This window comes from Pseudomonas sp. ZS1P83 (genome assembly GCF_054897825.1).
Map to the genome: position 1 here is coordinate 1,934,635 of NZ_CM142706.1, position 25,680 is coordinate 1,960,314.

The following is a 25,680-nucleotide window of genomic DNA, read 5'->3' on the forward strand; positions in this document are numbered from 1 at the left end:
GTGTTGGAGTAGTTGACGATGAGTAGGTTTTATCTGACGACGGTGCGTGCCGTGGCGGGCCTGATGGTTTGTCTGCTGTTGGCGGCTTGTGACAAGCCCGCACAAGCCTCCTACAGCGACGCCGCCGCAGCCTTTCATCCCAGTGACGAATGCCACGTCTGCGGGATGATCATCAACGGATTCCCTGGGCCCAAGGGCGAAGTGGTCGAGTCGGCCGGGATCAAGAAGTTCTGCTCCACGGCGGAGATGATCGGTTGGTGGTTGCAGCCGGAAAATCATCATCGCGATGCAAAACTGTATGTCCACGACATGGGCCGCAGTCCGTGGAGTGCGCCGGATGACGCCCACCTGATCGATGCCAAAGATGCGTTTTACGTGGTCGGCACTCAACTCAAGGGCGCCATGGGCGTGGTGCTGGCGTCCTTCTCCAGTCGCGAGGCCGCTGAAAAGCTTGCCGCAGAACAGGGTGGTCGTTTGCTGCGATTCAGCGAGATCACTCCTGCGCTGCTGCAGCAGCAACACTAACGTCGTCGCGAAAATCTGATCGCCGTCAAGTCGGTATTTCTTCACTTGCTCAAAGATAGGCGTTCGCTACGTCCCCAGTGCTAGGCATCCGCGATGTCCAGGAGTAAATGATGAAAACCGAGTTTCAGGATCGTTTGGCGGTGGTCACGGGGGCCAGCTCCGGGATTGGCCTGGCACTGTGCGCCGCGCTGTTACCGCGCGGCGTCAAGGTGCTGACGATGTCACGGACCCTGGGTGATCTGCCGGCCTTGCAGCAGATCTACGGCGAACGGTTGCAGTGGTTTGCCGGGGACGTCACGAATCAGCAAGACCTGCGCGAGCTGGCCGAGCGCGCTGCGGCGATGGGCCCCGTGGACTATCTGGTGCCCAACGCGGGTATCGCCGAAATGGCCGACAGCCTGGATATGTCGGCCTTCCAGCGGCAGTGGGCGGTCAACGGCGCCGGAGCGTTGAACACCCTGGCGGCGTTGCGGGGTGAATTGGCGAGTCCGGCTTCGGTGGTGTTTGTCGGGAGTTTCCTGACCGGATCGAGCTTTCCCGGATTGGCCGCCTGCATTGCCAGCAAGGCCGCGCTCGCGGCTCAGGCACGCACGCTGGCGGTGGAATTTGCGAGCTTTGATGTGCGCATCAATCTGGTCTCCCCGGGCCCGACCGCCACCTCGATGTGGGACAACCTGGGGTTGAGCGAAGACCAACTTGAAGACGTCGCTACCCACCTCACCAAACGCTTGCTGCCCGGTCATTTTCTCGACGCGGCGGCGGTGGCCAATGTGATTGTCTTTCAGCTGTCGCAAGGTGCCCGGGGTGTCTACGGTCAGGACTGGAAGGTCGATAACGGTTACACCTTGGGCTGAAGGGTAAAAATTTACGCTCGGGGTACCTATCCATTTTTGCGGTAACGGCGGCTATTGGTTCCGCTTTTACAGCGGGTCACTTGGAGAAGCGCCAAGTAACCAAGCGCTCTTGCCCCTGACGTACGGTGCCTCGCCTAAGCTCGGCATGCCCTCGCTCCGGTCCTGCTCCGTGGGCCCGCCGCCATCGGCCATCCATGGCCGGGGGCGGCTACCGCGGCATCCTTGCCGCGGTAGCCACTGCGCAGAACCTGCGCTCGGCCTTCCGACGGGGCAGATCAAGATCAAAAGCCAAAGCAAAGCAACAGGAACCGTTCCGACACTGATCGTTCCCACGCTCCGCGTGGGAATGCCGCCAGGGACGCTCCGCGTTCCGCTGTCTACGCAAGGCTTGAGTCCTGCGCACTGGTGACGCGGAGCGTCACGGGATGCATTCCCACGCGGAGCATGGGAACGATCAGAGGCGCTACGCGGTCCGTATCAGCTGCCGAAGGCTGCGTTCGGCTGCGAAGCAGTCGTAAAATCAGTCGTTGCGGTGTGTCAGGTTTACCGAGGAGGTAGGATTTACGACTGCTACGCAGCCGAACGCAGCCTTCGGCAGCTGCTACAGAGAGTGCGTAGGGGCACAAGAGCTAGTGCGAAGTCCCCTCGGCAAACTCGATCTTGTTGCCGACGTTGTACTTGCCCGAAGGTTTGTTCATCGGGATGCGTTTGATCTCCTTGAGGGTGTTGCTGTCGTACACGATCAGCGCGCCGTCGGTGGCCCAGATGCTCAGCAGCAGGTAACGGCCGTCGCGGGTGAACTCGACGTGAGCGGCCGTTTTGCCTGGCATCGGGCGCAGCGTGTGGGCGATTTCCAGGGTCTGTTTGTCGATCAGGTGGATTGCATCGTTGTCGGGCCCGAAGAACACGTCGCTCCAGGCATACCGTGAGTTGACGTGACTGCGCATGAAGAAACCCGGCCCCAGGGTCGGAATTTCCTTGATCAGTTTCCACGTCTTGAAGTCGATGACCGAGATCAGCCCCTTGCTGATATTCGGCGTGGCGAACACCCACTCACCGTTACGTTTCCAATAGGTCCCCGACCCCAAATGCGGCATGCCCGGCAGCGGTATGTCGGTGACCACCTTGCCACTGTCGAGGTCGATCACCTGACCGCCCTGGGCCTTGCGCGAGGTGGCCAGCAGTTGCTTGTAGTCCGGTGAAAAGGAGAAATCGTCGAGAACATCCCCGGCAGGGATCCGTCGTGGTTGGAAATCCGGTGTGCCGGCCCAGGACAGTTCCCAGACTTCCTTCACGTCCTTGAGCGCCACGATAAAGCTGTCCCGCGGCGGGGCGGAGTAGACCGCGCTGACCCGTGACGCGGTGCCGTCCTGACCGATCGTGGGTATGGTTTTGACCAGCGACAGATCGCGGGCATCGAGTACCACCAGGTTGCCGGGCAAATAGTTGCCCACCAACACCCAGCGTCCATCCTTGCTCACCGCCAGGTTGCGGGTGTTGAGCCCGGCGCGGACCTCGGCGATCAGTTTCAGGTTGTCCAAGTCATACAGGCTGATCCAGCCGTCACGGGAGGCGAAGTAGACGAAGCGCCCGTCCGGCGAGAACTTCGGCCCGCCATGCACGGCAAAGTGCGACGCAAACCGCGCCAGCACCTCAAAGCGGTCACCGTCGAGGATGTCGATGTGATGGTCACCGGCTTCCACCACCACGAACAGGTTCAGCGGGTCGGCGCCATGCTGGGGCGTGGTGGGCAGCTTGCTGATATCCGCGAGCAGCGAGTGACTGCCGAGAATGTCGTCATTGCTCCAGGTGGGCGGGGTGGCAGGCGGTTGCTGAAGGTAGTCCACCAGCGCGTCGATCTGCGCGGGGCTGAACACAGTGGCATACCCGGCCATTTGGCTCGCGGGACGGCCGTTCTGAATCACGCTACGAATTTCATCCGGTTTGATTCGGCTGAGACTCTCCGGTAACAACGCCGGCCCCGCACCACCGAAACGGTTGGCGCCATGGCAGGTCTGGCAATGCTCCTGATAGTTTTTCGCGGCGTGTTCAAGTGACGGAACCGCCGCGCCGGCCTGCGCCGCACTGATCCATAACACGTGGGCAAGCACCATGCGCCTCATATCGCCACCTTGGCATGGCGTTGCAGTGCTTGAGCCGGGTAAAGCCGAGCCGGGTATTCCAGTTGTTCTGCGGCAAACAGATCGACCACGGTGCCGATCACCGTCAGTGTCGGAATGCCCGGTGGACAATCCAGCGCCAGGGTCGGCAATTGGTGCAGCTTGCCACGGGCGACGTGCTGGTCGGGACGCGTGCCGTTGCTGATCAGCGCCGCCGGTGTATCAGCCGACAGCCCGGCTTCGATCAAGCGTTGAGCGATGATTCCCAGGTTCGACAACCCCATGTAAAACACCAAGGTCTGGCTACTGTCGGCGAGGCTGCTCCAGGGCAGCGACAACTCACCATCACGCTGCAAATGGCCGGTGATGAATCGGCAGGAATTGACCAGATCCCGGTGGGTCAACGGTATCCCCGCGTAAGCGCTGCAGCCCGACGCGGCGGTAATGCCCGGCACCACCTGGCAGTCAACACCGCGTTGCAGCAGGTACTCCAGTTCTTCGGCGCCGCGACCGAAGATGAACGGGTCGCCGCCCTTGAGCCGGACCACGCGCTGTCCTAGATCGGCGAGGTCGGCAAGCAATTCGTTGATCTGTTCCTGGGGCAGGCTGTGGCAGCCGCTGGCCTTGCCGACGTAATGCCGGGCGCAGGTGAGGGGGATCAGCGACAGCAGCTCGGGGCTGATCAGCCGGTCATAGACCACGGCGTCGGCCTGCATCAACAAGCTCCAGGCGCGCAAGGTCAGCAGGCGTGGATCGCCGGGGCCAGCGCCGACCAGGGCAACTTCGCCCGGTCTGAACGGGGACTCAAGTGTGGCCGGTATAGCAATCGATGGAGGCATGGGACGTCCTTGGTGCTTTATCAGGTTTGCCGGCCCCAGCCTTTGTCAGGTGGTTGGCCGGACGGGCAATTCAGTGAGTGATGCAAGGGATGGTCGTTGACGGCGGCATGCCGATTTCGTCATCGCTGAGATGGCAGCCGGGGTCCTGGCCCCAGAGGTCACCCTCGGCCCAGGCGCGCGTGCGGGTATTGCCGTTGCAGATGGGCAACCAGCGGCATTGCGCGCAGCGGCCGCCGACGGCGCGGGGATGCTCACGCAAGCGCAACAGCAGGGCATCCGGCTGGTCCAGCCACAGCGTGCGGAAGGGTGTGCGCCGGACATTGCCCACCGAGTGCTGCCACCAGTAGGTGTCCGGGTGCACTTCGCCGGTGTTGTCGATATTGGCAATGCCGCTGCCGGACGCGTTGCCGCCCCAGGCGCGGAGCATGTTTTCCAGGCGTGGGTAATGCTCGGGAAGACGAAGGCCTGCCCATTGCAGCAGGAGAATGGCGTCGGCATCGTTGTTGCCGCTGACAAAATCGCTGTCGCGGCCCTGTTGGATGTCGTTCCAGGCGTGTTCGAAGATCAACGTCATGGCCTCGCGGCTCATCTGCTGTTGCGCATCGAGTTTGCGACTGCGTTTGCCGCGACCGCTGTAGTTGAGGTGCGACAGGTAAAACTTTTGCACGTCGTACTCGCGCATCAGCGCCAGTAACTGGGGCAGCTGCAGGTGGTTTTCCTGGGTCAGGGTGGTGCGCAGGCCGACGCGGATGCCCTGTTCGCGACAGAGCCGGATCGCCCGCATGGAACGGGCGAAGCTGCCCTTGAGCTGGCGAAAGGCGTCATGGGTGGCTTCCAGGCCATCGATGCTGATCCCGACGTAGTCGAAATTCGCCGCGCTGATCTGCGCGATGTTCTGCTCATCGATCAGCGTGCCGTTGGTGGACAAGGCCACAAAAAAACCCTTGGCCCGGGCGTAGGCACTGAGCACAAACAGATCCTCGCGCAGCAGCGGTTCGCCACCGGAAAGGATCAATACCTTCACCCCGGCATCGTGCAGGTCGTCGATCACAGTCAGCGCGGCGGCCGTATCCAGTTCGTCGCGAAAGACGCTGTCGGCAGAGGTGGCGTAGCAATGTTTGCAGGTCAGGTTGCAGCGCCTGAGCAGGTTCCAGATCACCACCGGCGGGCGGTTGCTGCCCGGTGGACTGGTTCTGGGCGCAGGTGCCTGGCCGTCCAGCGCGCGCAGGTATTGGCTGATCCTCAACATGCAACTCTCCTTGAGTCAGGGCGTGTTTAGCGGGAAGCAGGGGGCAAACGCAAGCCGGTTTTTTTCAGGATGCGGCTGCTCACCAGCATCTCGTCGGCGGCACAGGCGTCGCCCAGCAAGTAGCGCAGGTGCTCGCGGTAGCTGTTGATTTCATCGCTGCTGCGGCCATGAACCATGGCGAACAGGTTGTAACGCCAGTCGGTTCGGCGCGGACGACGATAGCAGTGGCTGACGAAGGGTTGCGCGCCGATCAGCGCGCCGAGGCGCGGCATGTCGGTGTCGCGCACATCCCAGACCGTCATGCCGTTGTGGCGATAGCCCAATCGGTAGTGGTTCGGTACGGCGGCGATACGCCGAATCGCGCCCTCGGCCTGCAATCGCTTGAGCAGATCCAGGGTGGATTCGATGCTCAGTTCCAGCTGTTCGGCGAGCCAGGCCCACGGGTCGTCCAGCAACGGCAGACCGGCCTGAGTCAACGCGATCAGCCGCTGGGCGAGGGTATCTTCAGACCGGGAAATACAGACCGACATGGTAGGTCTCCTCTTTGGGCAGGTTGAGCAGCGGCAGGCCGGTCAGGGTTTCGATGCGCTGCAGCGTCTCGGTGATGGCGTGTTCGGTCGCGCAGCCGAGCACGAACCACATGTTCCAGGCGTGTTCGCGTCGGTAGTTGTGCGCCACTTCCGGCATGCCATGCAGTTGCTCGGCGACGTCGTCAAAACGTTCTTCCGGCACCGCCAGTGCGGCGAGGGTGAAGGCGCCGCCCAGCCGTTCGATGTCGAACATCGGGCCGAAGCGTGTGAGCACGCCGTCATCGAGCAGGGCATGCAGTCGGTCGAGCAGTTCAGTGCTGCTGCTCTGCAGTTCGACAGCCAATGCCTGCCAGGGGTGGCGCACCAGCGGCAAGCCCAATTGCAATCGGTTGATCAGTCGGCGGTCGAGGTCATCCATGGGTGGGTGCGCCGGTTCGCGAGGGCGCAAAGCGTCCGCCGCACTGCTTGAAGACCTGGGTGCTGAATAGCAGTTGATGGGGCAGGTCGCTCAGCAGATGGTCTTCCAGCAACGCCTGGATCTGCGCCTCCACCTGGTCACGTTGACGGCCGTGGACCATGCAGAACAGGTTGTACCGCCACTGGGGCAAACGCCGGGGCCGTTGATAGCAAAGGTTAATGCCGGGTGCTCGCCCCAGGCGCTGGCCGACCTCGTCGATCAGCGCATCAGGAATATCCAGCACCAGCATGGCGTTGGCGGTAAAGCCCAGCGCGCGATGGTGCAGCACCAGGCCAACGCGGCGAAACAGCCCTTGCTCGCTCCACTGACGCATTTGCTCGAGCACCTGGGCTTCGTCAGTCTTTATCCGTTCGGCAAGGGCCTGATACGGGCGTGATACCAGCGGCAACCCATCTTCGAGGTGCCGGCGCAGCGACAGCGCTTGTTTGGGGCTCAATCCAGGTGTCATGAGTGTTCTCCCAGGGCAAAGCCCAGGTCGATGCGGTAGGCGGTCAACATCGGCAGGTCCAGCGGCATGAGGCCGGTGTCGTCTTCAAGCTCTTTGAGCACACGGTCGATGTGTTGGCGATCAGGGCCGGTCAGCACAAACCACAGGTTGTAGAAATGCTCCCGTGCGTAGTTGTGATTGACCTCGGGATACTGACTGACGCGATCGGCAACCTGTTGCAGGCGTTCGGCGGGTACGGCGAGGGCGGCGAGGGTGCTGGCCCCGGCGCGGCTGTGTTCGAACACCGGGCCGATGCGTGAGAGGGTGCCGGCCTGATCCATTTCTTCCAGGCAGGCCATCACTTGCGATTCGCGGCAACCGAGAATCCGCGCCATCTCCTTATACGGTGCCGGGCACAGCGGCATACCGTGCTGGAAGCGGTCGATGAGTTGGCGACTGAGCAGCTCAAGGTTCATTTCAATACCCCATTTTCTGCGCGCGGCTGCTGAAGAAGATCCCGCTCGGCGCGGAGGCCGGCAGGGTGCTCAGCAGCTTCAGACTGTACGGATCCCAGACCTGAACCTGATCACCGTCGCGTAACGACAGCCACAGCTGGTCACCGCGCGCGGTGAACTCCATGTGCAGCACCGCCGGCCCTGGCTTCAGATCCGCGACCACCGCATGGGTTTCGGTGTCGATGACCTGAACCCGATCATTGTCCGGGTAGGCGAAATTGACCCATAGCTGTCGACCGTCCGGGCGCGACGTGACGAACACCGGCTGACCGGCGACCGGAATCACAGCGGTCTGCTGCCAGGTGCGTGAATCCATCACCAACACTTGATGACGGCCAACGGCGGGCACAAAGGCCTGGTGATCGGCGACGGCCCAGCCTTCCAGGTGCGGCATCTTGTAGACGGGGAGTTTCGCCTGGCCTCGTCCGTAATCGCCGAGTACCCGCTGCACGCCGCGTTCTGGATGCCAGAGGTCGAGTTGCGCCATGCCGTCTTCACCGAACAGGCCGGCCATGTAGTAACGTCCATCAGGGGTGATCAGGGCGTCGTAGGGTTGCTGGCCGATGTCGGGGAAACGACTGATCTGTGGTGTGCTGCCCTGACTGAAATCGGCGGTCCAGATCTCCCCGGTATCGAACAGGCTGAACACAAAACGTTGCCCCGGTGCGTCGACCAGACCGACCACCCGGGAGCGTTTGCTGCCATCGGCCAGGGGTGTAGCCGGAATATCGGCCACCAGCTGCAGGGTTGCGGCATCGAAGACCTTGACCCCGCCGGGCACGTAGTTGGACACCGCGATCAACTTGCCATCCTGACTGATGGCGCCGCCAATGCTGTTGCCGCCCTGGATCACACGATGGTCGATACGCCGGGTCAGCAAATCGATTTTGCTCAACCCGCCATCGCGCCCGAACACATAGGCGTAGCGCTGGTCGCGTGAGAACACCACAGACGCATGGGACAGGTCGCCGAAACCTTCGAGTCGGGCCAGCGCCGTGTGGGTGTCGCTTTCGATGATTTGTACGCTACCGGTGGCGCGCTCCACGACCACGCCCAGATCGCCGGTGCCACGCAACGGTGGCTGAACGCAAGCGGACAACAACAGCCCGGTCGCCGCTGACAGCAGGATGGAACGGATCATGGTGCGGGATATCCCTGGAGAAGAAGATCGACCAGCCAACGAATGTCGCCGGGGCTGAGCAACGGAGCCCAACCGGGCATGGCGGTGCCGGGCCGACCTTGGGTGACGGTGGCAATCAGGCTGTCCCTGGACTTGCCGGCCAGCGCTGCGCGCGTCAGTTCGGGGCCCAGCCCACCAGTCAGGTGCAGCCCATGGCAGGCGCCGCAGTCCTGGGTCAGCAAGTGTTCGAGTTGTGCCTGACGCTGGGCGTCCGGCGCCGCAACTGCAGTTGCGCAAATGAGGAGGAGGGCCGCCAGAATCACAGCGTGTCGATAAACCATCATGACGCCCTCCAGTCGGTTATTTAAGTGTCAGTACCCAGGTCGCGAGAATTTTTGCTTCTTCTTCAGTCACCGGGTTTGCCGGCATTGGCATCGGGCCCCAATTGCCTTGTGTGCCGTTCTTGATGTGACCTGCCAGGGTGTCCACGGCCCCGGGTACGCCGGCGTTCTTGGCCGCGACATCCTTGAGTGCAGGGCCGACGACCTTGGCGTCGATGGAGTGGCAGGCTGCGCACGGTTTGCTCTTGAACAGCTCCAGCGCGTCTTGGGCCATGGCCGGCTGCACACTCAGCGCAGCGGTCAGGGCGAACAGTGACAACATAGTATTTTTCATGGTGTTTCCTTGCATTGATGGAGCTCAATAGATGTCATGTTGAGTGTTGTAGACGTTGAACTTCCCGGTGGGAGTGATCAGTCGTTTGTCCTTGATGACTGACTTGAGCTTCAGTGTTTTGTCGTCGATCACCACCAGCGCCGACTCGTCTGCCTGGCCGCTCCAAACGGAGAACCAGACTTCATCGCCGGCCTTGTTGAATTCCGGTTGCACGACGCGCATGGCGCCTTGCTTGATGCCCGCGTATTCAGCGATGGGCAACACGGTGTAGCCGGCGTCGAGCTTGTCGATGTTGAACACCGCCACCGATTGGCTGAGCTTGGCGTCCGGGTTGAGGGTAGTGTCGACGTACAGGTGACGGGACTTGGGATGGGTTTTGATAAACAGCGATCCGCCGCCCTGGCCTTTGAGTGAGGCGACCTGCTTCCAGGCGTATTGCGGGTGTTTGGTCGGGTCGGTGCCGATCAGCGAGATGCCGTCGTCACCCAGATGGCTGGTGGCCCAGACCGGTCCGTAGGTCGGGTGGTTGAAGTTGGCGCCGCGACCCGGGTGAGGGGTTTTGCCAACGTCCACCAGCGCGGTCAATTTGCGCTCCTTGGAGTCGATCACAGCGACCTTGTTGGAGTTGTTGGCGGCGGTCATGAAGTAGCGGTGCGTGCTGTCCCAGCCACCGTCATGCAGGAACGGCGCGGCATCGATGTAGGTGACGGTGAGGTTTTTGATGTCCTGGTAGTTGACCAGCATGACCTTGCCGGTTTCCTTGACGTTGACGATGAACTCCGGCCATTCGTGGGACGCGATAATCGCCGCGACCCGGGGTTCCGGGTGATATTCCTGTTTGTCGACGGTCATGCCGCGGGTCGAAACGATCTGTTTCGGCTCCAGGGTTTCGCCATCCATGATGGTGAATTGCGGCGGCCAATAAGAACCGGCGATGGTGTATTTGTCTTCGTAGCCCTTGAACTTGGAGGTCTCGACCGAGCGCGCCTCGATCCCCACTTTGACTTCGGCGACCTTGGTCGGCTCGACTGGCCACAGGTCGATCATGTCGATCCGGGCATCTCGGCCAATCACCAGCAGGTAGCGACCCGAGGCGGAGATCCGCGAAATGTGCACCGCGTAACCGGTCTCGATGAGTTTGACGATCTTCTTGCTGTCACCGTCGATCAGGGCGATCTTGCCGTCATCGCGCAGCGTCACCGAAAACAGGTTCGGCAGGTTAAGTGTGCTCAGCTGCTTCTTCGGACGATCCTCCGGTTTGACCAACACCTTCCAGGTTTTCAGCGTCTCGGCCATGCCCCATTCCGGTGGCGTCGGCGGCGTGTGCTGAATGAACTTGGCCATGACCGTGATCTGATCTTTGGTCAGCGCATTGGACGTCCCCCAGTTCGGCATGCCCGCCGGCGACCCGTAGGTAATCAAGGCCTCCAGATACGGTTGCCCGCGGTTCTGGGTAATGTCCGGTGTCAGCGGTTTGCCGGTAGCCCCTTTGCGCAGAACGCCATGGCAGCCTGCGCAGCGCTGGAAGTAGATTTCCTTCGATGAGTCGAAATCGGCCTGGCTCATGTCGGGAGCGCCGGCGGTTTTGACCATGGGTGGAGTGGCCGCAGCGGCGGCGGGCTCGTCAGCGCTGGCGGCATGACTCACCGCCAGGGCCAGTGCCGAACACAGCGTGGTGAGCGTCAGGGCAAACGTTTTTCTATTGCTGATCAGCATTCCATTTCTCCTCAGGCAAGACCTTTGCGATGTGCTGAAACGGCAGCGCAGAACGCAGGTTCTTAGTGCCGTGCAAGGCTATGCCCGAGCAGGCCAATGCTCGCTTGACGCCGATCAAGTTTGCCGGCCATGTCACTTGCCAGGTTGTCGCAGGGGCCCGTAGCGTGTTGCTTGAATCCGCGTTTGGAACAGGCAGCCCATGGACCGAATCCAGTCTTGCGAACACAAGGTCGAACCCTTCTACCAACCGCTGAATAATGAGGAGGCGCTGTTCGAGCAAGCCTGGCGACACGGCATGCCGGTGCTGATCAAAGGCCCGACGGGGTGCGGCAAGACCCGTTTTGTCCAGCACATGGCCCATCGACTAAAACTGCCGCTGTACACCGTGGCTTGCCACGATGATCTGAGCGCGGCCGACCTGATCGGTCGCCATCTGATCGGTGCCCAGGGCACCTGGTGGCAGGACGGACCGCTGACCCGCGCGGTGCGTGAAGGCGGCATCTGTTACCTCGACGAAGTGGTCGAGGCGCGCCAGGACACTGTGGTGGTGCTGCATCCCCTGGCCGATGATCGTCGCGAGTTGTTCCTGGAGCGCACCGGCGAAGTGCTGAAGGCGCCGCCGTCATTCATGCTCGTGGTGTCTTACAACCCCGGCTACCAGAACCTGCTTAAAGGCATGAAGCCCAGCACCCGACAACGCTTCGTGGCGATGCGCTTCGGCTATCCGCCAGTGGCCGATGAGGAACGCATCGTTGCCCGGGAGGCTCAGGTGGACAACGCGCTGGCGTCGCAAGTGGTCCGGCTTGGCCAGGCGCTGCGGCGGCTCGATCAACATGATCTGGAGGAGGTCGCCTCAACGCGATTGCTGATTTTCACGGCGCGTATGATTCGCTCCGGCATGAGCCCGCGTGAGGCCTGCATGGCCTGTCTGGCCGAACCACTGAGCGATGATCCGCTGACCGTTGCCGCGCTGATGGACGTGGTTGATGTCCACTTCGGCTGAGTCAACGGGCGTCTCGCGTCGCCACTTGCCGGGCGATCTGGCGATGTGGTTTTTCATTCTGGCCGAGCTGTCGGTGTTCGCCATCCTGATCCTGGCGTTCGCCGTGACTCAGGCACTCAAACCGCAGATGTTCAGTGAAAGCCGTCTATTGCTGAACACCTCAACAGGGTTGGCGATGACCCTGAGCCTGCTCACCGCGGGGCTGTTCGCCGCGCTGGCTCAAGAGCAAGTCAGGCGCTCACGGTCCCGGCACGGGGCCGTCTTCCTGCTGATGGCGTTGCTCGCTGCCAGTGTCTACGTGGTGTTGAAACTCACGGAATACCGGCACTTGCTGGCCTCGGGGTTGGGCATGGAGCACAACACGTTTTTCACCCTCTACTGGATCCTTACCGGGTTTCATTTTCTCCACGTAGTGCTCGGCATGGTCATTCTCGGATGGCTGGCCGAACGCTGTCGCCGTGGCCTGTACGACGCCAACAAGCGCAGTGGATTTGAATCCGGCGTGCTCTATTGGCACATGGTCGATCTGATCTGGGTCATGCTTTTTCCGCTGGTCTATGTGCTGAGTTGACGAGGTTCTCATGTCTGTTTCCAGGGTTTTGCTCATCAGTTGGGCAGCGCTCGCGACGTTAAGCGTCTGCACCGTGGTGCTGGCACAGGCCGGGGCGACGTGGTTGCTGTCGATTGCCATCTTGGTGGTGGCGGTGGGCAAGGCGTGGCTGATCACCGATGGCTTCATGGAGATGCGCCGCGCACCACGACTGTGGCGCAGCTTGATGTTGAGCTGGGCGCTGGTGTTGGCGGCTGTTGTGGGGCTGACACTGGTGTTGAACGGCTAGCCAACCTGAACAAAACAACTCATGCGCGACGTTTGTCGGTCGGATTTAAACGCTGTACCTCGGCAAAGATTTCGGTGATTGGGCGTCGCGGCTGACGGTTGTGCAGGGCGCGAACCTGTGCGCTTAGGCGCAGCAGTTCTTCGCTCGGCCTAGCCCATTGTTCCTTCGATAACGGCTCCGACCATTGGCGCATCGCCTCGGGTAACGCTCGTTGTCCCATTTTCTGGAGGCGGTCGACTTCCCATTCGGTCAGGTGGTTGGGCAAGGTCCATAGCGTCATGACGTGGTACAGGTACCAGAAGAAGCCGGACACCCGACTGCGTTGGCCGTCACGGATTTGTTGGTGCAGGCGCGTGCGGGCGTTGCGGAAAGTGTGCAGGCCTTCGTGGGGTGGATCGTCGGGGCCTTGCAAGTCTTGCGGATCCTGGATGGATTTGAGGTCGTTGACTTCGTATTCCATGTAACCGCGGATGGCTTCCCAGTGGCTGAGGGCGATGGGCAGGCCGAAGCAGGGGAATTCGACGCTGGTCAGGGTCTCGCCGTGCTGGAAGCCGATGCCCATGCCGTATTGGCGGTGGATGCCGTATTGGGTGGTGCCTTGGGCTTCGATGACCCAGGCGGATAGGGATTCCCAGGGGACGAAGACGGGTTCGGTGGCGTCTTCGGGCATGAAACAGACTTCGCGGCGTTGGCGGTTGAAGCGGGTGGGGATGATGGCGGCGTGTTTGTTGTGGGTGTGGCGCCAAGTGCAGAAGAGGATGGCTAAGGCGGAGAAGCCGGTTATCAGGGCTATTCCGTAGGCCTCATTGAAAACCCCTTCTATGGCATGAGAAATATCGTCCCAACCCATCCCGAACACAAAGAACATGAAGCCGACAAATAGAGGTATCAAAAACGCAATCGAGAAGGCACCACTGAATGGTCCACCCAAAATGAGCTGCCATGAAAACACCTGTGGCGATCCCAACCCGAAGTCCATGTACACCTCATTTAGCTCCCCGATATGCGGACCATGCGGCGGCAACGCTGTTGGCAGTGGCAGTGGCGCGAGATAGGTAATTCTTCCGTTTGGAAACGGCTCAACATCTCCGGCTTTTCGGGGTTGCTCAAGGTGCGGCGCAGGCATCGGCTTATCAAGGTTGTGCGGCATGGTCGGCCAACTCCAGCAAATGGGTTTCAACCAGCAATAATGGCGGGTGCTCGAAGACGGGATAAAGGGGCAACGCCGGAAAGTGGCCTTCACCCCGAGGGTTCAGGCGAATGACCCGAGTGTGAGAAACCCACGCGCCCTTGGCGTTCAAGGTCTGTATACAGACTGCCAGCTCCAACGTTTCGGACGCCGGGGTAAATTCGCTGTCAGGATCCACGGAATATTGCAGGCATAACACCAACCGATCTAGTTCTGCTTGCACGATGCGCAGGCTGTTCGCCACTTCCTCACTGATGACGTCCTTGCGCTCGCGCGGCACTCCACGACTGTGGAGGGGAACAGAAAGACGGTGGGCGCCGATCCCCAGGCGATGAACCGGTTGACCGCTCAGAGGCGGCTGAAAATCATTGAGCTTGAGCCCTGGCAGCACCAGATGGATGTCTTTAGGCTTGGCCTTTAACAGCAGGTCTTTCAGCCAGGAGTCATGCTTGTTCGGACCCAGTTGCGCATACGGGGCGTTGAGCAAATAGCCCAGATAACGCTGATATTCATCCCGGGTATGGTTGCCACGTGTCTCGGTGTCCAGACTCCATGGCGTGGTTTTGAGCCATTTGTCATGGGCGCTGAGGTTGTAACGGTTGTACAGCCAGGTTCCACCCAGTTCCAGCACGGTGAACAAGGCGCCGGCCAGGTTGAAGCGGAAAAACACGGTTGAGAGACGGGTACCCGCTGCGGCCCAGGCGGCGGTTCTTGCGGCAGTGTTTTTTGCGATCAACACGTTAAACGCAGCGCGACCGGTGTGACTCAAACCATAGGCATTGACGGTCGTCATGCCGGCCGCCCCCGCTGTCGCGAGTGCTGCACTATTCTGCGCTGCAGCATTCCCGCTACGCGTCGCCTGTTGCCAATTCTGCTGTTGAGAATTGAAGCTTGAAAGTGATGATGCAAAACCAAAAAGGTAAGTAAAGAAACCCAAGCCAACATGCATCTTGCCCATCTGCACATGCACACTTTGCAAAGCATGATGCTGTAGTCCCGCGACGAGTGCAGCGCTACGTGCCTTCAACGCGGTGTCGGAAAGACTTTGCGCCGCAGTAAACCCAGCGGCCCCGGTGGCCATAGCTGCGTTAAAAACAGGGGTCCAAGTTCGTTGGTTTTTAGATTGCCTCTTGAGCTCATTGATAACCCCCACCAAATTCACCCCCTGCACCAAAAACACCAACAGCCCCATCCCCTCACTTCTAATCAAACTCGCATTCGGCACCGAGTTAACCCCCAGCCGAATATCCTTCAACAAACTCCGCACCTCCAACTGCTGCGCCGGCGGGAACACCACCGTCACCCCCGCCCGAGCCGGCGTCGCGCCATACAGCCGAGCCGACTGATCCGGCACTTCCGCAATCGGGCTCAGCGCCCCCGCGAGCCGGCCTTCGAGCAGCGTCAACTCCGCACGCACCCGAACGATTTCACCCTGCAACTCAACCGCCCTCGGCGTTTTATGCCCTTGGCGGTTTTTGTTGTGGGTAAGGCGGCTGCGCTCACGGCTCAGGGTTTTCAGGTAGTCGCGCTCCCTGAGCATTTCCTTGATAGCGGTTTGCAGTGCGCCGTGTTCCGCAGGGCTGGCGACTGTAAAGGTCACCCCGGTGGTTTTCGCTGCGTCGAGGATCCGTCCCGACAAGGCCTTGGGCAGACGACTGAACAGTTCGTCGAGGTCGGGGATTTTCTCTCCCGACAGGTCAAACCCTTCCAGCGCCCGGCTCAGGCCCAGGTTCAGCGCCGGGCTGAGGCTGTGCTGGGCGGCGTCGGCAACGGCGCGGGTGTGTTCGGGCAAGTCGTCGAGGATCGGCAAGTGCGGTTGTTCGATTTTCTGTAGTTCGCCCAGCCAGTGCGGCAGGTTGTTGAACATCCCCATGCCGGCGTTGAACAACGTGGTGTATTGCGCGGCCCGTTCCGGCTGAAGACGCAAGGGCAAGGTGTAGAACAGTGGCCGGGTCAATTCCGGGTGTTTTTCCAGATAGCCCAGCATTTTTTCGCTGGCGTGATCGCTGCGGCAGATGTCTTTGAGGCAGGCGTATTCGGCGGTGAAAGCCTGGCCGAGTTGCTGTGGATCCTGCGCGTCGTAGTACCAGGCCGAGCGATGGTAGCGACCGGCACCCACCAGCATGGTGCGGTCGGCGGTGATGCGACCGAGCAAGCGGTTCCAGCGGCCAAGGTCGTCGCGGTGCTGAAACAGCGCAGCGTCCATGGCCGGCCGGTCGATGAAATCGTTGACCCCGCGTTTGCCGCTGAAACTCGATCCTTCGAGCACATCGATGATGCGTTTGTTTTGCTCTTGGCCGAGTTTTATTAAGGTATCCAGGTGACGTTCGACGAAATCGTCGGGGGCGACCTTGAAATGTTGGCCAGCGTAGTAACGGCGATCGGCCTCGTCACTGGCGCGGCTGTGGGCGGTGAAGTCGGGTGTGGCGCCCTGGTACTTGGCGAATTTGAACGCTTCGGTATGCGCTTCTTTGCGCAATTGCTCCAACTCCGCAGGCACGGGAGCGTCGAGCGCCTCGGTCTTGCCGCCCTTGTTCAGGTAGTCGAGAAAAGCTTTGCGGGTCTGTTCCCGATCCGGTTCGGGCAACTGTTCCAGATCGCCAAAAAGCGCCAGGACCGGCGGTTCGTCGCTGGCGTCGGCCAGGTTGCCGATATCCGCAGGACTGAGCTGGCTCAGGGACTCGATGTAACAGGCCAGCAAGTAATCGCGTTCATTGTTATCGGCATTGCTCCAGTCATCGACCCAGCCAACCACGGTGTCTTGATAGTCGGCCAGATCGCGCAATACGCCGATGTCGTCGTGGACCACGAGAAACAGCGTGTCGTCTTGATAAGGCCCACGCACCTGGCCGAGCAACTCGCCGATGTGCGCCTCGCGAAATCGCCGCGGCTTTTCCCATAAATAAGGTTCACGTTCGTGCTCGGGGGCATCGCTGACGTGCACTGCGGGTAACAGAGCGGCGTCCGGCGGCGACTCGGCTTCCAGCTCTTCGCGGTCTTGTGCAACTTGTGCCTGCTGGGTCGGAACGGTCGCAATCTCCGCCAGCCACTGCTTGCCTTGCGCGACCGTCAGCAGATGCTCGCCACCGGTTTGGCAATGCACCGGGCCGAGATCGACGGCCTGCATGAAGTGTTCGCGTTCCTCGCGGCTGTCAGTGACTTGAGCGCATTTGGCCGCCGTCCATTGCACTTCGGCGAAGGTCACATGCAAGGTGCTGCGTCTTGAAAACACCAGCGCCGGACGTTCTTCGATCGGTGTGCGCTGATCGCCAGCAACCTTGGCGCCCTTGTGCAGCAAGGCGCTGACCAGTCCGTTGAGTACCTGATATTCGTGCAGGTGGCCGGTCATGCTGTCGATGACGTACAACCAGCCATCGCGCAGCATGCGAATGCCCAGCGGGCGGGTCGTCAGGGCGTAGGGCAGCTTCAGTTCGGCACTCGGGTCGACGGGCTTTTCCACCAGCCCGTAACGCAAGGGCAACAACTGCACGTGGGTTTGGCGCAAGGGGCAGGCACCCAGAGAGCCGATGGGGGATTTGGATGCCGCCGCTGCGGCGAGGTTGGCGGGCGAAGTCATGGGTGGCCTCGTTGGCTGGCCCACTGGTGGGCGAGGTCAGCGGCCAGCGCCACGCGCTCGCCGGGGGATTGCAGCGACGGCGTATGCAGCAATCGGTTGATGTGCGGGTGCTGATCGAGTGATGAGCCATCTAGCGAGGCCATGACGTTGGCGTAATAAAACAATTCGGACTGGCTGCTCAAACCCAGCGTGCTCGCCTCAGCATCCAGTTGCTCGAGCATTGGCCAGCGTTCGGCCACGGTTTCGCTGCCATGGCGTTCGGGGAAGTGCGTGAGCAGATGAGCGTCGAGTTCGAGCAATACGCGGCGCCGATCAGCGTGGTCCAGCGCCGAATTCTGTTCAGCGCTCAGGCGATAGGGCGTCGGCAGTTCCGGGCATTCAGGCAGTCGGGGTTGACGCCGCCGCCAATGGGCGCTGACGCTATCGGCCATCACCACGCAGGAAAGGGGACCAAACAAACGCTGATCGCCGCTACCGAACAACGCCTGCGCCACTGCCGCATCGGCCAGGCGCAGGACCACCGGCAGACCTTCGGGCAACTCAACGGTCAGCAATTTGCGCAAGTGTCGAGCGACGTCATGCGCAGGCCTGGCGCTGAATAACAGCACGCCCCACTCTTCATGCGCCTGCTGCAGATAGAACTGAAAAACCGGCTCGTCAGGTTGTTGAACGGCCACCAACAGCGGTGAGATATCCCGCAACGCAGTAAACGACGGGCAGTCATACAACGCGACGGTGGTGGCGCCGGGACTCAGTTGTTTCAAGCGTTCCGGCAAATTGCTCAAGGTCGCGCCGTCCAGCAATAGAAAAGCCTGTTGCTCGCTCCAGGGCAGGTCTCCAGGCAGAGAGGTCGAGAGGTTCATGCTTGGGCGGCCTCACAAATCAGGCAGCGCGAGGCGCGGGTTGAAATCAACGCATGGCGTTGCTGGACTGCATCGAACGTCACTTTCAGCAGGGGCAAGGCGCCCGGCATCAGGGGCTCGGCAGGTATACCCACGGCCGGGCCGCCGCCCACTAGAATCGGCACGCTGCTGAAAATGCCTTCCGGCCCCAGCGTCAGCCAGTGTCCGCCAGCCTGGACTGACAGGCGCGCTCCGCCATCGATGACGACTTGCTGCCCGGCGCTCAGGTGAATGTGCTGGGTGGCATTAAGCAGGTGATTGGTGGTTCGGACGTGGCGGTCGCCGTGAACCAACAGATGATCGTCCTGCTTGAGTTCCGTCAGTCGGTTGCCGTGAGTCAGGTGATGTTCTTCACCGCGAAGGTCGTGGCTGGCGATGCCGCCGACCACCACGGTGCGTTGGTGATCGACTTGAAGGCGTTCATCGTTGAGAACGAGTTGGACAAAATCGCGCTGGGCACGCAGGGCAATTTCTTCGGCGCCTTTTCTGTCCTCGATGCGCAGTTCGTTGTATCCACCACCGCCGGGACTGCTCTGGCTACGGAAAATGCTGCGGGTGTGCTCGGCGGGCAAATCCAGTGGCACCGGGGTTGAGGCGTTGGGTTGACAGCAGAGTACGAAGGGTTTGTCGGGATCGCCTTCAGTGAACCCCACCAGCACTTCCATGCCGACCCGGGGGATCAGCACGCTGCCATATCGGTCATGAGCCCAGCCGGTGGCGACACGCAGCCAGCAGCTCGATTGTTCGTTGTGCTGACCGTCGCGGTCCCAGAGCAGTTGAACCTTTACTCGGCCGTACTCGTCGCAGTAGATCTCTTCACCGGGCGGACCTGTGACGACCGCATGCTGATTGCCGGTCATTCGGGGTTTGGGGTGTTCAAGGGCCGGTCGGAATATCACGTCCCAAGGTGTGGCCACGAAGTGGTTACGGTAGCCCTGACTGAAACCATCCTCGGGACTACTGTCGGTGATTGACTCCTCAAGCACTTGGGGTTGCAGGCCGACATGCTTGACCTCAGTCAACAGCCACAGGCCATTGCGTTCAACGCGTGGGTGTTCGGTCATCTCGACAAAATGGCCGCTGCGCAGGGCGCTCTGATCGCTGCGCCCTTCGGCTCGCCGGTAATCGGCGCGGTGGCGTTCCAGTGCTCGATTGGCCAGATGTTTACCGCGTTCACGATGGATGAACTGGCCTGGGAAGGCGTAGTCCTCAAGGTGCGGCAGCAGCGGGTTTTTAGTCTCGCTGTCGAGTTGCAGGCGCGGTTTCTCGAAGTCGTAATCACGACGGCTGACGTGGGTCGGGCGGGTTTCCAGTCGCAGCTTGAAACGGTCAATCACCGGCGCTTCGGCGACCATGCCGCTGCCTGGCCTGTACGCGGTTGACTGGGATGGTTTCGAGAAGCTGGTTTGATCGTCGCCGAACACCAGCACATGGCCATCGACGCTGTGCTCGAAATGAAAGTGCAGGCCTTCCTCCTCACACAATCTTTGAAGGAAATGCAGGTCGGTTTCGTACTGAACGCAATAGAGCCGTGGCCGGTACTCGGCGCTTAACTGGAAGCGCCAGGCATCGGACTGCATTCCGTGGTCCTTCAGCACTTGGGCAATGATCTGCGGCACGCTCAGGTGCTGAAAAATACGCTGATTGTGGCGGTGGGTGAGATAGGCGAGGTGGGGTGCCACGGTCATTTGATAGCGGGTCAGGCGTTTGCCTGAATCGCCTTGGGCGATTCGATAGACCTGCCCGTGAATGCCGGAGTTGTCAGGACCGAAGCTCAGAAAAGCCGAGCGATGCAGCAGAGACTCGAGGTCCAGGTCGGGGCGTTCGCTGACCAGTTCGAGTTTGACTTCGTAAGGCTGGTTGAGCGCTTCCTTGGCGCGGAATTCGAGTACCTGAAGGCCGTGGGGGAAACCTTCAATGTCGAGGGTGAAAACGACTTGCTTGACGGCGCTGAGCATCCACATGTCCCTGTGTCTATTTGAAGGCACGGGACTTTGCGTGGATCGACGAGCTGGCGCAGTCAGACGAATCGATATTTAGCGTAGGACGTTTCCGGTAATCCGGATCGAGGGGAACACGTTCCTTAGCCACAGGTAAGACACCCAGCTTCATGATGCGAATACCCGACCAAAACCATCTGACTTTCTTGATCGCCATCAAGCAGGTTTCAACCCTTCGCTTCCTATCATGGACGGGCCAAGCAAAGAGGAAGCGACCATGTCAGAGACCTTCACCAAAGGCATGGCCAGGAATATCTACTTCGGGGGAAGCATTTTCTTCTTCCTGATATTCCTGGCCTTGACCTATCACACGGAACAGACCTTTCCTGCCCGCAGCAATGAAGCGCAGCTAACCGAATCAGTGGTGCGCGGCAAGTTGGTCTGGGAGCAAAACAATTGCATCGGCTGCCACACGCTGTTGGGCGAGGGTGCCTACTTCGCGCCTGAGCTGGGCAACGTGTTCCAGCGGCGCGGTGGGGAGGCGGGCTTCAAACCTTTTCTGCACGCTTGGATGAAAATGCAGCCACTGGGCGTACCGGGCCGGCGAGCGATGCCTCAGTTCAAATTGAGTGACCAGGAGGTGGACGACATCGCCGAATTCCTCAAATGGAGCTCGAACATCAACACCAATGGCTGGCCGCCAAACAAGGAGGGCTAAGCGATGAGCATTGCTAATCCGCATCTGAAATTCGCCTCGCAAGCCGTGGCCAAACCGTACTTCGTGTTTGCCCTGATCCTGTTTCTCGGTCAGGTGCTGTTCGGTTTGATCATGGGCCTGCAATACGTGATCGGAGACTTTCTCTTTCCGATCATTCCCTTCAACGTGGCGCGGATGGTGCACACCAACCTGCTGATCGTCTGGCTGCTGTTCGGGTTCATGGGCGCCGCCTATTACCTGATTCCGGAAGAAGCCGATCGCGAACTGCACAGTCCGAAGCTGGCGATCATCCTGTTCTGGGTATTCGCCGCCGCTGGCGTGCTGACGATCCTCGGCTACCTGCTGGTGCCGTATGCCGGCCTGGCGAAACTGACCCACAACGAGCTGCTGCCGACCATGGGTCGGGAGTTCCTGGAGCAGCCGACCATCACCAAGATGGGCATTGTGGTGGTGTGCCTGGGTTTCCTCTACAACATCGGCATGACCCTGCTCAAAGGTCGCAAGACCACCGTCAGCATGGTCATGATGACCGGGTTGATCGGGCTCGCGGTGTTCTTCCTGTTCTCCTTCTATAACCCCGGTAACCTGGCCCGCGACAAGTTCTACTGGTGGTGGGTGGTGCATCTTTGGGTGGAAGGCGTGTGGGAACTGATCATGGGTTCGATGCTTGCTTTCGTCCTGATCAAGATCACCGGTGTCGACCGGGAAGTCGTGGAGAAATGGCTGTACGTGATCATCGCCATGGCGCTGATTACCGGGATCATCGGCACCGGTCACCACTTCTTCTGGATCGGTGCGCCCGAGGTCTGGTTGTGGGTCGGTTCAATCTTCTCGGCACTCGAACCGCTACCGTTCCTGGCCATGGTGATATTCGCCTTCAGCATGGTGAAGAACCGTCGCCGGCAACACCCGAATCGCGCCGCCACACTGTGGGCCAAAGGCACCACCGTCACAGCGTTCTTCGGTGCAGGCGTCTGGGGGTTTCTGCATACCCTGGCACCGGTCAACTTTTACACCCATGGTTCGCAACTAACGGCCGCTCACGGTCACCTGGCCTTCTACGGTGCTTACGCGATGATCGTGATGACCTTGATCAGCTACGCCATGCCGCGATTGCGCGGGCTCGGTGAAGCTGCTGACGAGCGTTCGCAGACCTACGAAATCTGGGGCTTCTGGTTGATGACCCTGTCGATGGTGATGATCACGCTGTTCCTCACCGCAGCCGGTGTCGTACAGGTTTACCTGCAACGCTGGCAGGCCGATGGAATTGCGTTGCCATTCATGGCCACAGTGGAACATCTGCAGGTGCTGTTCTGGGCCCGTCTGGGTGCCGGTCTCGGTTTCTTCGCCGGTCTGGTGTGTTACCTGTTCAGCTTCAAGCAACGTAGTCGCGCAGCCTTGCGCGCCCCGGCTGCTGTAGTCCCTTCATGAGCCGGTGTAACGGCTAGAAAAGGTCGGCCCGGCTGATACAGCGGGCCGTTTTTTGGTTTATAAAAAGGGCAAATGTCATGGCCTTTACCGTCGAACTGGAAGAGTGGGTCGGCAGCGTCTGGCATCGCTTCATCACCCGGCGCGCCAGCCCGGACTTCCCCGAAGCACGGGTTGAACTGGCCAGCCAGCAACGCCCGCTGGCGCTGTTGTTTCGCGCCATGGGGGGCGCCAGTGGCATCGGTGTCGAAGCCGCCAGCGACCGCGATCTGCTGTTGCGACGCAACGTGCTGCAGCAGATCGCCGGCACCTGCAAACAAGTGCCATTGGCGTGGTGCGACGAGGCGAACCTTCGCCTGCCGTCGAGCCTCGCGGTGTTCCCTGAAGTCGCACTGAACGAGGAGCTCTATCGTTGGCTCGCGCTGCTGGCGGCGCAGGCCGGTCAAATGCGGCACTGGGGTCGAGACAATCAACGCTGGACGCAAATGCTGTTACGGCGCTATCCCGCGTTGCGTGCTCGGTATAAACGCCTGGTCGATGCCCATCTGCAATTGCGCCCGGATCCGGCCTCTTTGACCGCCAGCGAAGCGGCCCTGGAACGCGCGTTGTGCCAAGCGTTGCGCGAGCCCGGCAGTGTCGAACATTTCCCTCGTAGTGAAAGGGCCGCATGGCCGCTGCCGCTGTGGTTATACCCGCCGCAAAACCTCGCCAGCCCGCAGGCTGCCGACCTGGGTGACGAGTCGGAAGAATCCCTGACGACCCCGCCCGGCGAGCAGAAAGGTGGGCGCAAGCGGGCCAAGCGGATCGATGAAAGCACCCGTGAAGGCGGGCTGTTGATCGTGCGCCTGGAGAACCTGTTCAGCTGGACCGAACACGTCGACCTGGATCGCTGGTCAGACGACAGCGAAGACCCGGACGCTGCCAAAGTCGCCGAGGATCTGGACGAGTTGAGCCTGTCGCGCACCCGTCTGCGCAAGGGCGGCGGCCTCAAGCTGCACCTGGATTTGCCGCCCGCCGATGTCGACGATATTCCCCTGGGCGAGGGTATCAAGTTGCCAGAGTGGGACTATCGCAAACAGCAAATGCAGGACGGCTTCGTCAATCTGCAAATGATGGTGCCCCGCGATTGTGAGGCGCAGCCATTGCCGCCACGACTGAAGGCATCGGCGCACCGTCTGCGCCGCCAGTTCGAGCATTTGCGCAATGACCGTCAATGGTTACGCCAGCAACCTCAAGGGTCTGAACTGGACCTGCAGGCCTGGCTGGATTTTCATGTTGAACGCGAGCATGGCCAATGTGCGGAACGAGGTTTGTTCATGGAACAACGGCAGACGCGTCGCGACCTGGCGTGCCTGTTGCTGGCCGACGTGTCGATGTCGACCGACGCCCACTTGAACGATGAGCATCGGGTGATTGATGTGATCCGCGACAGCTTGCTGCTGTTCGGCGAAACCCTGTCGGTGCTCGGTGATGATTTCGCCCTGTACGGGTTTTCCTCACTGCGTCGTCAGCAAGTGCGTATGCAGGAACTCAAGTCCTTCACCCAGCGCTATGACGACAACACCCGAGGTCGCATTCAAGGGCTCAAACCGAGGTATTACACACGCATGGGCGCCGCCATTCGCCAGGCCACCCAACTGCTGGGCAAGAGCAAACGACGCAGCAAACTGTTGCTGCTGCTGACGGATGGCAAACCGAATGATCTGGATCTGTATGAGGGACGCTACGGTGTTGAAGACACCCGCGAGGCGGTGCTGGAGGCGCGGCGTCAGGGGTTGACGCCGTTCTGTATCACAATTGATCGCGAGGCCGGGGATTACCTGCCTTACATGTTCGGCGCCAATGGCTACACCTTGATCCGCCAGCCCGAGCAATTACCCCTGCGCTTGCCGCAGTTGTACCGTCAGCTGACTCAGCCTTGATGCAGACTTCCCCTAGCAGCTGCCGAAGGCTGCTACAGGGATTTGTGCAGTCTTCAGGAGATGCTGCGTGGCAGCCAGAAAAACATCGCCACGCAGAAGAGTGTCAGGCCGATGCAGAACCCCATGAATCGGCGCAGTCGACGTTCCGCCGCGTGTGCGGCGAATGCCGGCAGGGGCATGCCGCATTGGCGGCACTCGGACTCCTGCGGTGGGTTGGCATGTTGGCAATACAAACAGACGGGCATGGCGCTCACTCGAACTGTTCCAGGCGCAGACGATCGAGAATGGCGATCTGGCGACCGTCCTGCGTGATGATGTTTTCATCGATCAGGCGACGGATGATCCGCGAAAAGGTTTCCGGCTGGATCGACAGATGCCCGGCAATCAGTTGCTTGGCCATCGGCAGTTCGAATTGGCTGTCAACGGTTTTCTGATGCACAAGCTGCGTCAGCAGATAGCGTACGACTCGGTGGGTAGCGTTTTTCAGTGACAAGGTTTCGATTTCGTTGACCCGCTGATGCAAGCGAACGCAGAGCTTGCCGAGCAGCGCAAACGTCAGTCGGCTATTGCTCTGCAGCAGACGCATGTAGGTGTTGTTGGATAACCGGTAGAGCTGAGTGGGGCAGATCGCTTCGGCCGAGGCCACATAGTTCGGGGTGTCCATCAGCATCATCGCCTCGGCGAAGGTTTGCCGATCGCTGATGACCTCAAACACTTTCTCCTGCCCATCCGGTGTCAGTCGGTAGATTTTCACCGCCCCGGCAATGATGAAATAAAACGAGTCAGCCGGCTCGCCTTGACGGAACAACGGCTCGCCTTTGTCGATGCTCAGCAAGTGGCTGGTACTCATCAATTCATCCAGCTGTTCTTCGTTTAACGGCTCGAACAAATGATGACTGCGCAGAATCTGGTGATGGACGCGATGAAGCACCATGAGAATTCATCCTGAAGGTTGAGGAGGGGGTGGCTATCAAGTCAAACGAGGCCTAGAGAGACGCCGCTGGCCACCGCCAGGACCGAGGTCAGCACCACAAACCAGGCCAGTGGCTGGATGACTTTTTTCATGAAGACTCCTGGGGATCGAGAGGGATCAATGTTTCTTTGATTGCCGTAG

General features: G+C 60.5%; 25 protein-coding genes. 8 read left to right on the forward strand and 17 right to left on the reverse strand.

Annotation, left to right across the window (positions count from 1 at the left end):
* The first annotated feature begins 18 nt into the window (after positions 1 to 18).
* Both ACYZT0_RS09320 and ACYZT0_RS09325 read left to right on the forward strand, forming a co-directional pair.
* Complete coding sequence (locus tag ACYZT0_RS09320) at positions 19 to 525, forward strand: nitrous oxide reductase accessory protein NosL (protein ID WP_462045563.1); 507 nt, start codon at positions 19 to 21, stop codon at positions 523 to 525.
* Positions 526 to 635: 110 nt separating this feature from the next.
* Positions 636 to 1,379, forward strand: a complete 744-nt coding sequence (locus tag ACYZT0_RS09325) for an SDR family NAD(P)-dependent oxidoreductase (RefSeq protein WP_462045564.1) — start codon at positions 636 to 638, stop codon at positions 1,377 to 1,379.
* Between the two features lie 629 nt (positions 1,380 to 2,008).
* Here ACYZT0_RS09325 and ACYZT0_RS09330 read toward each other — a convergent pair.
* The 11 genes from ACYZT0_RS09330 to ACYZT0_RS09380 form a co-directional block, all read right to left on the reverse strand.
* Complete coding sequence (locus ACYZT0_RS09330) at positions 2,009 to 3,502, reverse strand: cytochrome D1 domain-containing protein (RefSeq protein WP_462045565.1); 1,494 nt, start codon at positions 3,500 to 3,502, stop codon at positions 2,009 to 2,011.
* Positions 3,499 to 4,338 (reverse strand): uroporphyrinogen-III C-methyltransferase, encoded by an 840-nt coding sequence (cobA, locus tag ACYZT0_RS09335; RefSeq protein ID WP_462045566.1) that lies wholly within the window; start codon positions 4,336 to 4,338, stop codon positions 3,499 to 3,501. Before cobA ends, ACYZT0_RS09330 begins: the two co-directional genes overlap by 4 nt.
* A gap of 70 nt (positions 4,339 to 4,408) precedes the next feature.
* Positions 4,409 to 5,587 carry a heme d1 biosynthesis radical SAM protein NirJ gene (gene nirJ / locus ACYZT0_RS09340; protein ID WP_462045567.1) on the reverse strand — a complete coding sequence of 393 codons (1,179 nt, stop codon included), beginning with the start codon at positions 5,585 to 5,587 and terminating at the stop codon, positions 4,409 to 4,411.
* A 26-nt stretch (positions 5,588 to 5,613) separates the two neighbouring features.
* Entirely contained in the window at positions 5,614 to 6,117 is a 504-nt protein-coding gene (ahbB, locus tag ACYZT0_RS09345; protein ID WP_462045568.1) for a siroheme decarboxylase subunit beta, read from the reverse strand.
* The gene (locus ACYZT0_RS09350; RefSeq protein ID WP_283188083.1) at positions 6,092 to 6,535 is read right to left on the reverse strand and encodes an Lrp/AsnC family transcriptional regulator; all 444 of its coding nucleotides are present in this window, start codon (positions 6,533 to 6,535) and stop codon (positions 6,092 to 6,094) included. The genes ahbB (ACYZT0_RS09345) and ACYZT0_RS09350 overlap by 26 nt, the downstream gene beginning before the upstream one ends.
* Entirely contained in the window at positions 6,528 to 7,043 is a 516-nt protein-coding gene (gene ahbB, locus ACYZT0_RS09355) for a siroheme decarboxylase subunit beta (protein WP_462045569.1), read from the reverse strand. The genes ACYZT0_RS09350 and ahbB (ACYZT0_RS09355) overlap by 8 nt, the downstream gene beginning before the upstream one ends.
* Positions 7,040 to 7,498, reverse strand: a complete 459-nt coding sequence (locus ACYZT0_RS09360) for an Lrp/AsnC family transcriptional regulator (protein WP_462045570.1) — start codon at positions 7,496 to 7,498, stop codon at positions 7,040 to 7,042. The genes ahbB (ACYZT0_RS09355) and ACYZT0_RS09360 overlap by 4 nt, the downstream gene beginning before the upstream one ends.
* Position 7,499: 1 nt before the next feature.
* Complete coding sequence (locus ACYZT0_RS09365; RefSeq protein ID WP_462045571.1) at positions 7,500 to 8,678, reverse strand: cytochrome D1 domain-containing protein; 1,179 nt, start codon at positions 8,676 to 8,678, stop codon at positions 7,500 to 7,502.
* Positions 8,675 to 9,001 (reverse strand): c-type cytochrome, encoded by a 327-nt coding sequence (locus tag ACYZT0_RS09370; protein WP_282383219.1) that lies wholly within the window; start codon positions 8,999 to 9,001, stop codon positions 8,675 to 8,677. Before ACYZT0_RS09370 ends, ACYZT0_RS09365 begins: the two co-directional genes overlap by 4 nt.
* A gap of 16 nt (positions 9,002 to 9,017) precedes the next feature.
* The gene (locus ACYZT0_RS09375) at positions 9,018 to 9,332 is read right to left on the reverse strand and encodes a c-type cytochrome (RefSeq protein ID WP_462045572.1); all 315 of its coding nucleotides are present in this window, start codon (positions 9,330 to 9,332) and stop codon (positions 9,018 to 9,020) included.
* Positions 9,333 to 9,356: 24 nt separating this feature from the next.
* Positions 9,357 to 11,048: a cytochrome D1 domain-containing protein gene (locus tag ACYZT0_RS09380; RefSeq protein ID WP_462045573.1), complete on the reverse strand. Its 1,692-nt coding sequence runs from the start codon at positions 11,046 to 11,048 to the stop codon at positions 9,357 to 9,359.
* A 199-nt stretch (positions 11,049 to 11,247) separates the two neighbouring features.
* Between ACYZT0_RS09380 and ACYZT0_RS09385 the strand changes: the two genes are divergently transcribed.
* From ACYZT0_RS09385 to ACYZT0_RS09395, 3 genes are read left to right on the forward strand one after another with little or no spacing between them, the layout of a single operon-like run.
* Positions 11,248 to 12,051: an AAA family ATPase gene (locus ACYZT0_RS09385; RefSeq protein WP_462045574.1), complete on the forward strand. Its 804-nt coding sequence runs from the start codon at positions 11,248 to 11,250 to the stop codon at positions 12,049 to 12,051.
* Positions 12,035 to 12,622, forward strand: a complete 588-nt coding sequence (locus ACYZT0_RS09390; protein WP_462045575.1) for a cytochrome c oxidase subunit 3 family protein — start codon at positions 12,035 to 12,037, stop codon at positions 12,620 to 12,622. Before ACYZT0_RS09385 ends, ACYZT0_RS09390 begins: the two co-directional genes overlap by 17 nt.
* A 10-nt stretch (positions 12,623 to 12,632) precedes the next feature.
* Positions 12,633 to 12,890: a cytochrome C oxidase subunit IV family protein gene (locus tag ACYZT0_RS09395; RefSeq protein WP_462045576.1), complete on the forward strand. Its 258-nt coding sequence runs from the start codon at positions 12,633 to 12,635 to the stop codon at positions 12,888 to 12,890.
* A 19-nt stretch (positions 12,891 to 12,909) separates the two neighbouring features.
* Here the strand turns inward: ACYZT0_RS09395 and ACYZT0_RS09400 are convergent, their stop codons facing one another.
* The 4 genes from ACYZT0_RS09400 to ACYZT0_RS09415 all read right to left on the reverse strand — a co-directional run bounded on the left by ACYZT0_RS09400 (position 12,910) and on the right by ACYZT0_RS09415 (position 20,516).
* The gene (locus ACYZT0_RS09400) at positions 12,910 to 13,869 is read right to left on the reverse strand and encodes a hypothetical protein (protein ID WP_462045577.1); all 960 of its coding nucleotides are present in this window, start codon (positions 13,867 to 13,869) and stop codon (positions 12,910 to 12,912) included.
* Between the two features lie 154 nt (positions 13,870 to 14,023).
* On the reverse strand, positions 14,024 to 17,656 hold the full coding sequence (locus tag ACYZT0_RS09405) for a toxin VasX (protein ID WP_462045578.1): 3,633 nt from the start codon (positions 17,654 to 17,656) through the stop codon (positions 14,024 to 14,026).
* Positions 17,653 to 18,519, reverse strand: coding sequence for a DUF4123 domain-containing protein (locus ACYZT0_RS09410; RefSeq protein ID WP_462045579.1), 867 nt, complete (start codon positions 18,517 to 18,519; stop codon positions 17,653 to 17,655). The genes ACYZT0_RS09405 and ACYZT0_RS09410 overlap by 4 nt, the downstream gene beginning before the upstream one ends.
* Positions 18,516 to 20,516, reverse strand: coding sequence for a type VI secretion system Vgr family protein (locus tag ACYZT0_RS09415; protein WP_462045580.1), 2,001 nt, complete (start codon positions 20,514 to 20,516; stop codon positions 18,516 to 18,518). The genes ACYZT0_RS09410 and ACYZT0_RS09415 overlap by 4 nt, the downstream gene beginning before the upstream one ends.
* Positions 20,517 to 20,775: 259 nt before the next feature.
* Between ACYZT0_RS09415 and ACYZT0_RS09420 the strand changes: the two genes are divergently transcribed.
* The 3 genes from ACYZT0_RS09420 to ACYZT0_RS09430 all read left to right on the forward strand — a co-directional run bounded on the left by ACYZT0_RS09420 (position 20,776) and on the right by ACYZT0_RS09430 (position 24,566).
* Positions 20,776 to 21,216, forward strand: coding sequence for a c-type cytochrome (locus ACYZT0_RS09420; protein ID WP_010460184.1), 441 nt, complete (start codon positions 20,776 to 20,778; stop codon positions 21,214 to 21,216).
* 3 nt (positions 21,217 to 21,219) lie between these two features.
* Positions 21,220 to 22,647, forward strand: coding sequence for a cbb3-type cytochrome c oxidase subunit I (locus ACYZT0_RS09425; RefSeq protein ID WP_462045581.1), 1,428 nt, complete (start codon positions 21,220 to 21,222; stop codon positions 22,645 to 22,647).
* Between the two features lie 77 nt (positions 22,648 to 22,724).
* Positions 22,725 to 24,566, forward strand: coding sequence for a nitric oxide reductase activation protein NorD (locus ACYZT0_RS09430; RefSeq protein ID WP_462045582.1), 1,842 nt, complete (start codon positions 22,725 to 22,727; stop codon positions 24,564 to 24,566).
* Between the two features lie 53 nt (positions 24,567 to 24,619).
* On the opposite strand, the gene ACYZT0_RS09435 is transcribed toward ACYZT0_RS09430, so the two are convergent.
* Together ACYZT0_RS09435 and ACYZT0_RS09440 are read right to left on the reverse strand one after the other, a co-directional pair.
* Positions 24,620 to 24,820: a protein DnrP gene (locus tag ACYZT0_RS09435; RefSeq protein ID WP_462045583.1), complete on the reverse strand. Its 201-nt coding sequence runs from the start codon at positions 24,818 to 24,820 to the stop codon at positions 24,620 to 24,622.
* Entirely contained in the window at positions 24,817 to 25,500 is a 684-nt protein-coding gene (locus ACYZT0_RS09440) for a Crp/Fnr family transcriptional regulator (protein ID WP_462045584.1), read from the reverse strand. The genes ACYZT0_RS09435 and ACYZT0_RS09440 overlap by 4 nt, the downstream gene beginning before the upstream one ends.
* Positions 25,501 to 25,680 lie beyond the last annotated feature (180 nt).